Origin of the sequence: Burkholderia sp. AU28863 (assembly GCF_002223195.1) — a bacterium.
Lineage (GTDB): Bacteria > Pseudomonadota > Gammaproteobacteria > Burkholderiales > Burkholderiaceae > Burkholderia > Burkholderia sola.
The window spans coordinates 573250-588416 of sequence record NZ_NKFE01000006.1; the positions used below are offsets into that span (position 1 = coordinate 573250).

The following is a 15167-nucleotide window of genomic DNA, read 5'->3' on the forward strand; positions in this document are numbered from 1 at the left end:
GCAGGGCCCTGACGGCAAGCCCGAGCGGACGGCGTTTCAGGCTGCGTTGAACGAGGCCGCGCGCGACGCGTTTTGCGGGGGCGGGGTGGCAAGGGGCGCGTAATATAACCGAACTCGGACAATGTGTCGCAGACGACGAATATCCCTGTTTTCGTGGGGTTTTTTGTGCGCCCGGGTTTCCGGAATGACGGTCCGCGGCGCGGGAAAATCGATCGGGATCGGCGGGATGGAATGTGTGCGGTGGGCATGCGATGCACCAGACCGGAACCTCATCGGATCGCGGCGTTGCACCGCGATCCGTTCACAGTGACATCAGTTCACTTCGCTTCGCTCCGCCGTTCCGGCAGATGTGACGTCGTGGGCAGGGCGTCGTGCGCCGCCTTGCGACACCCGCATGCGCGCGCCGTCCGCCCGGCGCTCCGCGTCGTGCACGATGTGCAGCTCCCGCGTGCGGATCGGCAGCGCGCAGTCCGCATCGGCGAGCGTCTTGCGTACCTGGCGCGCGAGGCGCCAGCGCAGCGCCCAGAACGTGTCGGTATGCGTCCACACGCGCATGTTCGCGACGGCGGTGCTGTCGTCGAAGCGCATCACCATCACGTCCGGCGCGGGATCCTGCAGCACGTCGGGATCGGCCGCGGCCAGCGCACGCAGCGCGTCGAGCGCGCGATCGATATCGTCATGCACGGATACTTCTACTTCAAGATCGAGACGGCGCGTCGGGTTGCGCGTGTAGTTGCGGATCGAGCTGCCCCACAGCGCGCTGTTCGGCACGTACTCGCAGATGCCGTCCGGCTTCGTGAGGCGCGTCATGAAGAGCCCGACTTCGTCGACGGTGCCCGCGACGCCCGAGCCGCCGTCGATGTAGTCGCCGACCTTGAACGGCCGCAGCAGCAGAAGCATGATGCCGGCCGCGATGTTCTGCATCGTGCCCTGCAGCGCGAGCCCGATGGCGAGGCCGGCCGCACCGAGCACCGCGACGATGCTCGCGGTTTCGATGCCGAGCTGCGACAGCGCGCCGACGATCGCGACGATGCGGATGCCCCACACCGCGACGTCGCAGAGGATCGGCCGCAGCGTGTCGTCGACGCGTTCCTTGTTCGAGAGCAGCCGGTTCAGCCAGTTGCCGACGCGTTTCGACAGCCACCAGCCGGCGACGAGCAGCGCCAGGCCGGCGGACAGCTTGACGGAGAGGGTGGACAACGCGTTCCACAGGAACGTCCAGCGTTCCGGATGAAGATGATCGAGAAACATGACGGGATTCCGGTGTTGAAGACAGAGTGCGCGGCGCATGTCGCGCGCCGGCAGCCCTCGACTGTACACGGCGCCGCGGGCTTCGCGCGAATGCGTGGCGTCCCGGTTGCGTTGATTTAGTACGAGTATTAAGCGGCTTTTCAATAAAATAAGACGAGTCCTATTCAGCCGTTTCGACCACGCCGATACACTCGCTCTCGAGTAGCCGGATCGCGACGATCGTTCCTCCGCGATGTCCGGTTTTTTCCCGATTTTTCATCGAATAGCGAGTGACGACGTCATGCGGTCAGACCTGCGTTTCCGTGTCGCACGCGAGCAAGGTCGACCCGCCCCCCGCGGCGTCCACCGTTTCCCGATTGGCCATGCGTTACTGCGCGGCATCGTCGCGGCGGCCTGTGTGGCCGGCGCACAGGGCGCGGCAGCGCAGGCGTTTCACGACGCCGCGCCCGTCGCGCCCGCGACGGCGGAAACCACCGACCTTGACGACGTGCCTTTCTTCAATTCCGCGCGTACGACGTGGGGCCGCCTGCATGCATCGTCCGCGCCGCTCGACGTCGCATACGTGTCGCACGCGTTGAACGTGTCGACCGGCGCCGGGCGCGGCGATCCGGAGGCCCGCTTCGGCGCCTGCGTCGCGTATCGCGTGCTGTGCGAGACCGCGCGCGACGCGGTCGAACGCAGCTATGCGTCGCGGTTCGATTACAGGCTGGCGTCGGCGCTGCCGGCGCCGGGCGCGCAACCGGCGTTCGCGCGAGGGGCGGGCGATCTGGCATCCGCCGAGCCGTTCACGCTCGCGCAGCCGGATCGCGGTACGCGGGCCGGTGCGATCGTCGGCAGCCTGCGCGCGTCGCTGGCGCGCGCCGATCTGCCGGCCGGCGTCGCCGCGCAGATCGTTCGCATGCTGGCCGGGCGCGTCGATCCGAAGCAGCACGGCGCGCATGGCGATACTTTCCGCGTGGCATTCGAGCCCGACCACGACGCAGTGCGGCCGGGCCGCGCACGTGTGACGGCGCTCGACGTCCGCTTTCGCGGGCAGCACGTCGCGGCCGTGTGGTTCGCGCCGCAGGCCGGCTCGCCGGGCGCCTATTACGAACTGGACGGCATGCCGCTCGCCGGCGCGCGCTTCGCGATGCCGGTCGCCGCGACGCGCATCAGCTCGCCATTCGGCACGCGTGTGCATCCGGTGAGCGGGGCGCGTCACGTGCATTCGGGCGTCGATCTCGCGGCGCCTGCCGGCCGCGCCGTGCATGCGGCGGAGCGCGGCGTGGTGACGTTCATCGGCACCGAGCCGAGCGGCTACGGCAAGTACGTGGTGATTCGCCACGACGGCGGCTACGCGTCGTACTACGCGCACCTGTCCGCATTCGAGCCGACGCTGCGCACCGGCGCGCGCGTCATGCGCGGTCAACGCGTCGGCGCGGTCGGCAGCACGGGCACGGCGACCGGCCCGCATCTGCATTTCGAGGTGCGCAGGCATGCCCGCCTCGTCGATCCGATCGAACTCGTGCAGGCAGCCAAGGCGGCGAAACTGAAGGGCGCGCAGCGCGTGGCGTTCAACCGCGTGGCGCGTGACGCGCGCACGCAGCTCGCGGCGGCCGTCTGGTCGCAGCCTGTTGCGATGTCGAAGCGCGCCGCATCGCATGCCGGGTGACGGCTAATCGCCGATCTCCCCGTCATGCCGGCCGCGATGGCCGGCATCGTTGCATGGGCCAAACCGGCGTCCGCCATGGCGGCATGCCGGCAACGGTGACGCGCACGCGGCCGGACTGGTCCTACATCCCGTCGGCGATTTCAGCCTGGTCTGATGGTCCCGTTTTTACCTCGTCGCTAAGATTTTCGTATCCAAGCGCGTAGCGATTTCCGCAGCGGATCATCGCGACCGCGTTCGTACCTCAATCGACTCGATCGTGGGCGCGCGTGAGCGCGCCCACGCGCTTCATGCATCGACGGCCGCCGCGCCACGCGAAACACGGCGCGACACGCACGACGACACAACGGGATGAAACACCATCTATGTCAAAACTGGATCTCACATCGAAACGCACGTGGGGAGCGCTGGCGGCGATCGCCGTCGTTGCCGGCGCGTTGACGTCGGCCTTTGCGTGGGCGGCGGGTTGGATCGGCTCGCGCACGACCAGCGTATCGCTGGTGTCGGAAACCCCGCAGCCGTTTCCGCCGGGGTTCCGCCGCGCGCACGGCAAGGGCGTCTGCTTCGCCGGCACCTTCCGTCCCGACCGCGCGGCGGTGCCCTTGTCGACCGCGCGTGTCTTCACGCAGGCGGACATCCCGGTCGTCGGGCGGCTCTCGATCGGCACCGGCAGTCCGTACGCGGCGGACAGCTCCACGACGACGCTCAGCATGGCCCTGCTGCTGACGACCGACGACAAGCAGCAATGGCGCATGGCGATGAACAACCAGCCGTACTTCCCGACGCATGAACCGGAGGGTTTTCTGGCCATGCAGCAGGCGACCGCGCCTGATCCCGCCACCGGCCGGGCCGACCCGGCGCGCGTATCCGCCTTCCTGAAGGCGTACCCGGAGGCGGAGAAGTTCATGAAATGGGCGGCCCGGGAACCGGCGCCCGGCAGTTTCGCGGGCGCGACGTTCTACAGCGTCAATGCGTTCTATCTGGTGGCCGCCGACGGTCACCGGCAGCCGGTGCGCTGGATGATGCGCCCGCATGATCCGTTCGTGCCGGTGAGCGATGCGCAACGGCAGCAGGCCGACCACGACTTCCTGTTTGAAGGCGTGCGCGAGCGGCTCGCGCGGAAGCCGCTCTATTGGGACTACGTGCTGCAACTGGCGCGGCCGGGCGATCCGGTAGACGACGCATCGCAGCCGTGGCCGGCCGATCGCAAGCAGCTCGTCGCCGGCACGCTGGAAATGACGCGTGTCGTCGAGCAGGCCGAGGGCGCGTGCCGTGACATCAACTTCGATCCGTCGATCGTGCCCGCGGGCGTCGAGGTGTCGAACGATCCAATCCTGAACGCGCGTTCGGGGGCGTACGCGCATTCGTTCAATCGCCGCGAGCGGGAAATCGGCTACGGCAAGGCGACCGAGGCGGTCGGCAAGCAGGAGGTCAAATGACGAGGCGGAAGACCACGAGCGGCGGCGCACCGCGCCATTTCAACGCGCTGGCGCGCGGTTTGCACTGGCTGATGGCCGCGATGATCCTGGCCATGCTGTTCATCGGCGCCGGCATGATGACGTCGTTGCATCACCGGATCTGGCTGATCGATCTGCATCGGCCGCTGGGTATCGCGATTCTCGTGCTGGCGCTGCTGCGCGTCGCGAACCGGCTGTGGAGCCGGCCGCCCGCACTGCCGGGGAGCCTGCCGCGGTGGCAGGTGCTCGCAGCGAAGACATCGCATTGGGCGCTGTATGCGCTGATGCTGGCATTGCCGGTGATCGGCTGGGCGTTGTTGTCGGCGGGCGGTTTCCCGATAGTCCTGTTCAAGGGCGTCAACCTGCCTGCGATCGTACCGGCCAGTCCGACGCTCTTTGCATGGTTGCGCGATGCGCATGGCCTGTTGGCGCGGCTGCTGTTCGTCGTCGTGCTGGCCCATCTGTCGGCTGCCCTGGTCCATGCGTGGATTTATCGGGACGGCGTTTTCTCCAGCATGGCAAAAGGCGGACGGCAGCGCGGGTAAGCCGCCCGCTGTTCGAGCGTCGTCGCGCCTGCCGAGTGGCGGGCGCGACGGCGATCGTCCAGCTATCCGAAATATGGGTCGTCCGGTTGGACGATCGCATGGACCGGAATGTCCGGCGACGCCGTTGCCCGGACGCGCGCGGCATCGCATCGTGCAAAGCAGCATCGGCAGCTTGCCGATAGGCAATGCGCGGCCCGTCGATTACGGGATCGCGTTATATTTTCCGATTTCCCGAATCCCGTTGCCCACGGTTTCTCAGGAATTGCGTGACAATCGGCAAGTTCAACCGGTTTTGCGTCATTTAGCGCCACGATGTCCGGCGCGCAAAGGGTTTTCGCATCGCAACAAAGCCCCCTTTTTCTTTATTTCCCATTCCGAAACGAATTGCGGCGTGATTTTCGATATTACGCATTTCGATCTTGCGATTGTTTCAAGACAGGTGCTATAACCCGTTCCACGCACCGATTTGCAGCAATAACGTCACCAATAAACGCGAGCGGAAAAATGAAAAGAAAGGCGCGGAACCTGGGTTTGGGCGGAATGGCGCTCCTGAGCGGCGCGGTACCGGTCAGTGCGTACGCGGCGTGTTCGGCTACCGCGCCGGGCAGCGGCACGACGGTGACGTGTACGGGTGCGAATGCGCCGTCGGTCGTGGCCGCGGCCGGCAGCACCAACGTGACGATCAACCTCGATTCGACCGTGACGGGCAGCTATGTGCTGACGTCCACGTCGACGCCGTTCTCCGTAGACACGTCGAGCACGATCACCAACAACGGCAACCTGTCGATGTCCGGCAATGGCACGGGCGTTGCGAATCGCGGCGCGGTGCTGCTCGGCGTGAACAACGGCAACGCGCTGACCAATGCGGCGACCGGCGTGATTTCGACGTCGGGCACCTACAACGACGGGATGGCCGCGAACGGCAACAACAACACGCTCGTCAACAACGGCACGATCACGACCACCGGCAACAACGCGTACGGGATGACGGCCGCGTGGGGGCAAAGTAATCCCGGCGCATCGGGCAACCAGATCGTCAACACGGGCAACGTGACGACATTCGGCAACAACGCGCGCGCCGCGTCGCTGCTCGGCGGCAACGGCACGATCGCCAACAGCGGCACGCTGACGTCGAACGGCCGCGATGCGCCGGCGGTCTATATGCAGGGCAATAACGACACGCTGGTCAACAGCGGCACGATCCAGACCACCGGCACCGCGACGAGCGGCGGCAGCGTCGACGCGGTCGTGTCGAACACGCTCGGCAGCTCGTTTACCGCGACGATCACGAATCAGGTCGGCGGCCGGATCATCAGCAACAACGGCATCGGCGTGCGTTCGACCAATGGCGCGACGACGATCACCAACGCGGGGCTGATCCAGGGCGGCGGCGGCACCGCGATCCAGGGCGGCAACGGCAACGTGACGCTGATCCTGCAGACCGGCTCGCAGATCGTCGGAACGGCCAATGGCGGCGCCGGCATCAATACCGTGACGTTGCAGGGCACGGGCACCGCGTCGAATCCGTTCACGAATTTCCAGAGCCTGACGATGGCCGGCACCGACTGGACGTGGGCCGGGCCCGGCACGTTCTCGACCGCGCTGGTGCAGAGCGGCACGCTGAACCTCACGGGCACGCTCGGCACGACGACGGCATCGGTCGTCGCGACCGTCAACGCGGGTGCGACGTTGCAGGCGAATGCATCGAACCTGCCGCTATCCGTCACCGACAACGGGCTCGTGCGCTTCCAGCAGGACAGCGCCGGCAAGTACACGGGTACGATCGGCGGGGCGGGCGCCGTCGAGAAAACCGGCGCAGGAACGCTGACGGTCGCGCCTTCATCGGCCGGCGGCAACACTTATTCGGGTGGCACGACGATCACGCAGGGTACGCTGGCGGTTGCCGCGGACAATGCGTTCGGCGCGGCGTCGGGCGGGCTCGCGCTCAATGGCGGCACGCTGCAACTCGGCAGCGCGTTCGATCTTGCTTCGAGCCGGTCGGTATCGATCACGTCGAACAACGGCACGATCGATACGCAGGGTTTCAACTCGACGCTGACGCAAGGCATCACGGGCGCGGGCTCGCTGACGAAGCTCGGCAGCGGCACGTTGACGCTGAACGGCACGAACGGCTACGCGGGCGGCACGAACGTCAATGCGGGCACCGTGATCGTCGGTGACGCGACGAGCGCGTCGGCGGCACTGGGCGGAGGCGGACCGGTGGCCGTGGCATCGGGCGCGACGCTCGGCGGCTATGGCAGCGTGACCGGCAACGTGACGAACAACGGCACGCTGTCGGTCGCGAACGCGCTGGCGAGCCTCGCGAGCGGCGCGACCGGCAATTTCCGGATCAACGGCAAGCTGACCAACGCGGGGCACGTGCAGCTCGGCGGCAGCGGCGTGGGCAACACGCTGACGGTCGCGGGCAACTACGTCGGCCAGAACGCGACGCTCGCGATGAACACGACGCTTGCCGGCGACGGAGCGCCATCGGACAAACTGATCGTCAGCGGCGGCACGGCGAGCGGCTCGAGCACGCTGAAGGTGACGAACGTCGGCGGCGCGGGCGCGCGGACGACAGGCGACGGCATCCAGGTCGTGCAGGCCGCGAACGGCGCGACGACGAGCGCGGGCGCGTTCACGCTCTCCGGCGGGACGGTCAGCGCAGGCGCCTATACGTATTTCCTCGCGAAGGGCGGCGAGTCGGCCGGCACCGGCGACAACTGGTACCTGCGCAACACGGTGCCGCCGAAGCCGGAATCGCCCGTTGTTCAGCCCGGCCAGCCGACGCCGCCGGCCGAGCCGCCGGTCATCGCAGCCGAAGGCACGCCCGAATCGATCGTCGAAGCGGTCGATCATGCGGGTATCGGCGGCCATCCGGAGCCGGTCTATCGCCCCGAAGTGCCGCTATACGCGGAAGCGCCGGCCGTCGCGCGCCAGCTCGGCCTGCTGCAGATCGATACGTTCCACGACCGTCAAGGCGCGCAAGGGCTGCTCGCCGAAAACGGCTCGGTACCCGCGTCGTGGGCGCGCGTGTGGGGCGGCAACAGCAAGCTCAAGCAGAAGGGCGACGCGACGCCGTCGTTCGACGGCACGGTGTGGGGGATGCAGGTCGGGCAGGACCTTTACGCCGATACGACCGCGAGCGGCCATCGCAATCACTACGGCTTCTTCCTCGGCTTCTCGCGCGCGGTCGGCGACGTGAGCGGCTTCGCGCTCGCGCAGCCGGACCTGGGCGTCGGCTCGCTGCAGGTCAATGCGTACGACCTCGGCGGCTACTGGACGCATATCGGTCCGGGCGGGTGGTACACGGACGCGGTGCTGATGGGCAGCGCGCTCACGGTGCGCACGCATTCGAATGACAACGTGAGCGGCTCGACGAACGGCAACGCGTTCACGGGTTCCGTCGAAGCCGGGCTGCCGATCGCGCTCGGCAACGGATTGACGCTCGAGCCGCAGGCGCAGCTCGTGTGGCAATGGCTGTCGCTCGATCGCTTCAACGACGGTGTGTCGAGCATCGCGTGGAACAACGGCAACACGTTCGTCGGCCGGATCGGCGCGCGGCTGCAATACGCGTTCGATGCGAACGGCGTGAGCTGGAAGCCCTACTTGCGCGTGAACGTGCTGCGCGCGTTCGGCGCCGACGACAAGACGACGTTCGGCGGCTCGACGACGATCGGCACGCAGGTCGGGCAGACGGCCGGGCAGATCGGCGCGGGGCTCGTCGCGCAGCTGACGAAGCGCGGCAGCGTGTATGCGACGGTCAGCTACCTGACGAACCTCGGCGGCGAGCATCAGCGCACGATTGTCGGGAATGCGGGTGTGCGGTGGGCGTGGTGATTTGACGAGGACGACACGGAGATCGACCGGCCGCGGCGTGTATCGTCGCGGCCGACCGCATGCGTGCCGCGCGAGCTTGGCTTCGCGGATGACGGACGCGCACCGGCCGGTCGCCACGCCGGGCGGCGTGGCGACGCTCGTCAGGCTGCCGCGTTCAACCCAGCGGCCAGTTCAGGATCGCGATGCCGTCGTTGTAGTCGCCGTCGCCGCCATCTTCGGATCCAACCAAACCGAAGTAGGTTTTCTTGAAGATGTCGACCTGACGCGAGCCGATCTTCGACGGCTTGCCGTTCGCCGTCACGACCACGCGCACCTTCCCCTTGCCGGAGTTCACGATCTGCGTGTTCAGGTTCGCGTCCTGCGTGCCGGCGCCCTGGAACGTCGCGGCCGGCTTCGGGTTGTCGTCGACGAAGACCTCGATCGTCTGCGGGGCGGACGAATTGACCAGCGCGGTCACGCCGAACGCGATGTTCGGCGGCAGGTTGAAGACGCCGTCGCGTTCGCCGCCGCCGGTCGGCACGGGCTCCGGCTGCACGGGTTGCGGTGTCGCTTTCGAGAAGTAATTGACGACCGCGCCGACGCCGAACTTCGCCGCGGCACCGGGCAACACACCGGGCGCGCCGGCCCACGTCACCGTGCACGCAACGACCTCGCCTGCCGCATCGGTTTTCACCTTGTTCTGCCAGCTGCCGACGTCGAAGCTGTACGGGATCGTCGCGATATCGACGAATACGTCGTACTGCGGCAGTTTCTCGACGAGCTGCGTGGTCATGAACTGACGCATCCGGTCGAGCACGGCCTGATCGCCGTTGGCCTGCACGGCGGTGGCGTCGTTGCCTGCGAGTTGCAGCAGCGCGTACAGGTCGTCGTGGGTAAAGGGTTGTGACATGTCGTCCTCGTCTCGATGGTAGGTCTCGCGTCGCGCGCCGGCGAACGGATTTCACCGGGCCGCGCGCGGAGCAAAGCGTGGGACTGCGAATGACTGCTCGAACGATTCGCAATGCGTGGTCGGCCCCGTCGCCATTGCGATGTTTCGCGATTGCCGCCGCTCAGCCGAGCGGCCAGTTCAGGAACACGATGCCGTCGTTGTAATCGTCGTCGGCGCCGTCTTCCGACCCGACGATCCCGAAGTACGACTTCTTGAAGAGATCGACCTGCCGCGAGCCGAGGCGCGACGGCTTGCCGTTCGCCATCACGATCACGCGCACGCGTCCCTTGCCGGAGTCGAGCACCTTCGTGCCGAGGTTCTGGTCCTGCACGCCGGCGCCCTTGAACGTCGCGGCGGGTTTCGGGTCGTCGTCGATGTAGATGTCGATCGTCTGGTCGTTCGCCGCGTTGGTGAGCGCGGTCACGCCGAACTTGACGTTCGGCGGCAGGTTGAACGTGCCGTCGCGTTCGCCGCCGCCGCCGATGTTGCCCGATCCGCCGCCACCGGTTTCGGCGCCCGGACTGCCGCCGCCTTGCGACGACGATGGCGCGGCCGTTTCACCGATCGCGGAAAGGCTCGCGTACGAATCGATATGCATCGCGCTGCCGCGCACGCTTTTCCACTGGCCCTTCACGAACGTGACGCCGCTGCCGACGTCGATCGTCGCGACGAGCGTGAACGGCATGCGTCCGGTGCTTTCGGGCACCTTCGACGAATAGGTGAAGCAGCCGTTCGCGACGACGCCGTTGTCGGTCGCGATCGCGAAATAGATGCCTGGGAAGTTGTTGCCCGTCGCGTAAGGCGTCGGCACGTTGAGGATGACCTGCAGTTTTCCGTCGCGAATCTCGGCCTTCGCGATGTCGATGTACAGGCCCGGGATATCGACGTAGGTCTCCGACGTCACGACGGGCGCGCTGACGATCGAAGCCGAAAGGAGGGGCATGGGAGTCTCCGGGGATGAGGCGGTATGAGGGGCCGCGGAACGCGGCGTAAACCCGCCGGCCGCCACGGAGGCGGCCGGCAGCGGTCGACCGTCGATCGCGCGTCAGGTCAGCCGATCGGCCACTGGAGCACGACGATGCCGTCGTTGTAGTCGCTGTCGTGGCCGTCTTCCGACACGACGATCCCGAAATTGACCGTGAACGGCGAGCCATCCGATTTCTTGCCGTTGATCGGCGCGAGGCGCGCGTCGGTCGGCGACGGCTTGCCGTTCACCGACACTTCGAAGCGGATCTTGCCGTTGCCGGAATTCAGCTTCGCTTCGCGCGGGCCGTCGCGCGTCGTCAGCTTGTGATACGCGGCGGGTTCCTGGCTGTCGCCGATAAACAGCTTGATGTGCTGTTGCTCGGCTGCATTCGCGAAGAAAATCGCGCGAAAATCGGTATTCGGCGGAATCGAAAATTCGCCGGCGCGGTTGGATGACGTTTGAGAATCGGCCATGCTTGCCTCCTGAGAAGTATTGGATAAGGCGCGAGCCTTGCCGCGCAAACGTTTGCCATTTGAAACGCGGCTTGCAAAGCATGGCAAAAAATAAATAAAAAAATATTCGGATGGGAATGGTTATTGTTCAGTAAATCGAAAGATGGCGCTAATCGATTTAATGAAATGTGCTTAATGAAGCCGATTTCGATATATTCAATAAATTATATCGATGTGTGTATCGATTTCTTGAACGATGCGCGAGCGCGCAACGCGGAGCGAGAGCGGCGAGGCACAATCGGGCTTCGGAGCAGACGCTCGGCGTTCGCATATGGCAGCGTTTCGTTTCAACATCGACATCTCTGTCGTGGCCGCGCCCACCGGCCACCGCCGAACGCCCACGCCGAAGCCCGATTGCGAGGGAGGGGTGTGCGGCGACCGGCGAAGAGGATGGACCGACTCACTCCGAACATGAATAGGACCTCACCGGCGCCGCACCCGTGAAGCATAGCGACGGGGGAGGCTGCCGCCTATCGGACGGGACTGATTCTGCGCGAATGCGCGTATCGCGGAATGGAGCGGGATGCAAGCGCACCCGGTTGACAGCCGTGGTCACCCTGTGATTTGATGCCGGCCATGCACGCCGCCCAGTTCCTCTTCTCGCTACGACTACTAGCCCGTTTCTCCGGGCTGGGTCTGCGGCTGCGCGCGTTCCATCTGCTTCTTTCCTGAAGCGCCAGATTTTCCCCGCATCACCGACCTGGCCCCGGTTGTCGACCGGCGCCTGAGTTCGTCTTTTTTCCGTCATCGCTCCGCTCCGTCCCGGTCGCTCAACCGTCAAGGCTGTCGTTTGCCGTACCGCTTTGCCGTTGTGCCGCTTTCTTGCCGTTTTCACCGCTGCGCGCGCAGCCGGCTTCTGACGCCGATGGCTACCGCGCCGCGCTTCACCGACAAACAGACCGAGGACCGACATCATGATGCTGAAAAATCCCGCGACGAAATACCGACCGTTCACGCCCGTCAACCTGCCCGACCGCACGTGGCCGTCGCGCACGATCACGCAGGCGCCGATCTGGATGAGCACCGACCTGCGCGACGGCAACCAGGCGCTGTTCGAACCGATGGACGCCACGCGCAAGATGCGGATGTTCAAGACGCTGGTCGCGATCGGCTTCAAGGAGATCGAGGTCGCATTCCCGTCCGCGTCCGAAACCGATTTCAACTTCGTCCGCGAACTGATCGAAGGCGGCCACATCCCCGACGACGTGACGATCGAAGTGCTGACGCAAGCGCGCGACGACCTGATCGAGCGCACCTTCGCATCGCTGCGCGGCGCGAAGCGCGCGATCGTGCACCTGTACAACGCGACCGCGCCGGAATTCCGCAAGATCGTGTTCGGCCTCGATCGTGACGGCGTGAAGCAGCTCGCGGTGAATGCGGCGCGCACGATCAAGCGGTGCGCCGATGCGGCGACCGACACGCAATTCACGCTGCAGTACAGCCCGGAAACGTTTACGGCGACCGAACTCGATTTCGCGAAGGAAGTTTGCGACGCGGTGTTCGACGTGTGGCAGCCGACGCCCGAGCGCAAGTCGATCGTGAACCTGCCGGCCACGGTGGAAATCGGCACGCCGAATTACTATGCGGACCAGATCGAATGGATGCACCGGAACCTCGCGCGCCGAGATTCGCTGATCCTGTCCGTGCATCCGCACAACGATCGCGGCACCGCGGTCGCGGCGGCCGAGCTCGCGGTGATGGCCGGCGCCGACCGGATCGAGGGCTGCCTGTTCGGCAACGGCGAGCGCACCGGCAACGTCGATCTCGTGACGCTCGCGCTGAACCTGTACACGCAGGGCGTCGATCCGGGCCTCGATTTCTCGCAGATCAACGAAGTCGCGCGCACGGCCGAGGAATGTACGCAGTTGCCGATCCACCCGCGCCATCCGTATGTCGGCGATCTCGTGTTCACCGCGTTCTCCGGCTCGCACCAGGACGCGATCAAGAAGGGCTTTGCCGTGCAGAAGCCCGACGCCGTGTGGGAGATGCCGTACCTGCCGATCGATCCGAACGACCTCGGCCGCACGTACGATTCGATCATTCGCGTGAACAGCCAGTCCGGCAAGGGCGGTATCGCGTACCTGCTCGAACAGGGCTACGGTGTCGTGCTGCCGCGCCGCATGCAGGTCGATTTCAGCGCGGCCGTGCAGCGCCTGACCGACGACAGCGGCCACGAGGTGACGAGCGCGCAGATCTGGTCGCTGTTCCAGCAGGAATATGTCGAAAGCGATACGCCGCTGCGCTATGTCGGCCACGAGCTGACCGAGCGCGACGGCCGCGAATCGATCGTGCTGACCGCCGACGTGCAGGGCGAGCGCCGGGTGCTGCGCGGCGAGGGCAACGGCCCGCTCGACGCGCTGATGCACGCGCTGCACACGCCGCTGCGAATTCAGCATTACGAGGAACGCGCGCTGTCGCAGGGCGCCGATGCGAAGGCGATCGCGATCGCCGAGCTGGCCGGCACGGGCGTGCGCGGCAGCGCGTTCGGTGTCGGCGTCGACGCGAACCTGACGACCGCGTCGATTCGTGCGGTGATCAGCGGCGTGAACCGCGCGTATGCGCGTGCGGACGCTGCGGTGCAGGCGACGTTCTTCGACGTGGCGCAGGCGGTGAAGGCCGTGGCGTAACGGCGGCAGGGGCGGTCGCGTCGGGATGCTTCGGCGCGGCTGCGTCGCCGGCAGGGTCGCTGCACCGCCTGCCGAGTGCAGCGCCTGCTTCACGAGATCCACCGCTGCGCGCGTCTTCGCATCGAGATGCCGGCGCGCGACGGATACACCAGGAACACCCCACGTCGTCCACGGCGCAGTGGCGGAGGGGGGGCGCGGCTGGCGCAGGGTGCGTGCACGCGTGGCGCGCCGACACGGGAACGAACGTGCTCGGACCAGTCCGATGGTGGCGGGCGCGGGGCTCTGCAACAATGCACGGTCGGCCGCGATGCCCCGTTTCCGCCGGCCGTGCGCGTGCATTCGTTCCGCAGCGCGTCGTGCGCCGCCGGCATTCCCGATCGTTCTCTCGTCCATGCTCCGGATTTCCACGCTGTTCTTCGCCGCCGCACTGTGTTTCGCGGCACTGCCGTCGGCCCGTGCCGACGACCGCGCACGCTGGCCGGATAGTCTCGACGGCCGGCCGCGTGTCGGCGTCCAGGTGAAGATCCAGTCGTTTACGCCCGACGATGCGCGGCAGATCCGGCAGACCGGCTTCGACTTCGTCCGCTTCGGCGTATGGACCGATCGTCTCGATCGTCCGGACTATCGCCGCCAGCTCGACGACGCATTGGCGGCGGCGCGCTCGACTCACCTGCCGGTGTTGCTGACCGTGCGCACGCTCGCGCCGTTCGGGCGAGCGGACGGGCAGCGCGACACGAAGACGGACCGCGCCTCGCTCGCGGCTGCCGGTGCCCGCCTTGCCGGCACGGTGACGCGGCTCGCCGCCCAATACGGCCATGCGCTGGTGGCGGTCGAGCTCTGGAACGAACCCGACCTGGGCCGCTATTGGCCGACCGGCGATGTCGTGCACACGTTTCCGCCGTTTGCCGAAGGGCTGTGCCGCGGCCTGGCCGCGCGCCGGCCGGACGTTCCGGTCGTCGGCTTCGGATTCGCCCGCCCGCCGCTGCCTGGCAGCGTGCCCGACCGTCTGCTGGCCGGCGTGTACGCCGCCGCACCGGCCTGTCTCGACGCCGCGTCGTACCACGCGTACGGCATGACGCCGATGCAGATCCGCGATGCCGCGCACGGTATCCGTGCACGCTACGGTCTGCCGGCACTCGTGACCGAAGACGGTGCAGCGTCGATGGGCGTCGATGGCAACGAGCGGCAAGCGCGACGTCTGCGCACGCTGCTCGACGCGCGCGCGACGCTCGGCACGCCTCTGTTGTCGATCTACGAATGGGCCGATACCGCGAACGCGAACGATGCGGCGCAGCGCAGCTACGGGCTCGTGCGTGCGGACCGGTCGCCGAAGCCCGCGCTCGATGCGGCCCGCGCGTTGCTGCGCGCGACGGCGTCGAAGCCGTAGCCGCC

The 15167-nt window shown here is 66.8% G+C and carries 10 protein-coding genes and 1 pseudogene; 7 read left to right on the plus strand and 4 right to left on the minus strand.

The window, feature by feature from the left end; genetic code table 11:
* Window positions 1–387: 387 nt before the first annotated feature.
* Window positions 388–1251, minus strand: a pseudogene (locus tag CFB81_RS29235) (mechanosensitive ion channel family protein); the annotation flags it as partial.
* A 280-nt stretch (window positions 1252–1531) separates the two neighbouring features.
* Between CFB81_RS29235 and CFB81_RS29240 the strand changes: the two are divergent.
* From CFB81_RS29240 to CFB81_RS29255, 5 genes are all read left to right on the plus strand, one after another.
* On the plus strand, window positions 1532–2902 hold the full coding sequence (locus CFB81_RS29240; protein WP_089437464.1) for a M23 family metallopeptidase: 1371 nt from the start codon (window positions 1532–1534) through the stop codon (window positions 2900–2902).
* 362 nt (window positions 2903–3264) lie between these two features.
* Window positions 3265–4338 (plus strand): catalase family peroxidase, encoded by a 1074-nt coding sequence (locus CFB81_RS29245; protein ID WP_089437465.1) that lies wholly within the window; start codon window positions 3265–3267, stop codon window positions 4336–4338.
* Window positions 4335–4901, plus strand: coding sequence for a cytochrome b (locus tag CFB81_RS29250; protein WP_089437466.1), 567 nt, complete (start codon window positions 4335–4337; stop codon window positions 4899–4901). Before CFB81_RS29245 ends, CFB81_RS29250 begins: the two co-directional genes overlap by 4 nt.
* A 151-nt stretch (window positions 4902–5052) precedes the next feature.
* The gene (locus CFB81_RS35830) at window positions 5053–5349 is read left to right on the plus strand and encodes a hypothetical protein (protein ID WP_143328647.1); all 297 of its coding nucleotides are present in this window, start codon (window positions 5053–5055) and stop codon (window positions 5347–5349) included.
* A 92-nt stretch (window positions 5350–5441) separates the two neighbouring features.
* On the plus strand, window positions 5442–8741 hold the full coding sequence (locus CFB81_RS29255) for an autotransporter outer membrane beta-barrel domain-containing protein (RefSeq protein ID WP_089437467.1): 3300 nt from the start codon (window positions 5442–5444) through the stop codon (window positions 8739–8741).
* A 154-nt stretch (window positions 8742–8895) separates the two neighbouring features.
* Here the strand turns inward: CFB81_RS29255 and CFB81_RS29260 are convergent, their stop codons facing one another.
* From CFB81_RS29260 to CFB81_RS29270, 3 genes are all read right to left on the minus strand, one after another.
* Window positions 8896–9630, minus strand: coding sequence for a fucose-binding lectin II (locus CFB81_RS29260; RefSeq protein WP_089437468.1), 735 nt, complete (start codon window positions 9628–9630; stop codon window positions 8896–8898).
* 160 nt (window positions 9631–9790) lie between these two features.
* A complete protein-coding gene (locus CFB81_RS29265; protein WP_089437469.1) occupies window positions 9791–10612 on the minus strand; it encodes a fucose-binding lectin II in 822 nt (273 codons plus the stop codon).
* Window positions 10613–10719: 107 nt separating this feature from the next.
* Window positions 10720–11109 (minus strand): fucose-binding lectin II, encoded by a 390-nt coding sequence (locus CFB81_RS29270; RefSeq protein ID WP_023474822.1) that lies wholly within the window; start codon window positions 11107–11109, stop codon window positions 10720–10722.
* Between the two features lie 956 nt (window positions 11110–12065).
* Here CFB81_RS29270 and leuA point away from each other — a divergent pair.
* Both leuA and CFB81_RS29280 read left to right on the plus strand, forming a co-directional pair.
* Window positions 12066–13775: a 2-isopropylmalate synthase gene (leuA, locus tag CFB81_RS29275; protein ID WP_179236109.1), complete on the plus strand. Its 1710-nt coding sequence runs from the start codon at window positions 12066–12068 to the stop codon at window positions 13773–13775.
* 391 nt (window positions 13776–14166) lie between these two features.
* Window positions 14167–15162: a beta-xylosidase gene (locus tag CFB81_RS29280; protein ID WP_089437471.1), complete on the plus strand. Its 996-nt coding sequence runs from the start codon at window positions 14167–14169 to the stop codon at window positions 15160–15162.
* The last annotated feature ends 5 nt before the right edge of the window (window positions 15163–15167 follow it).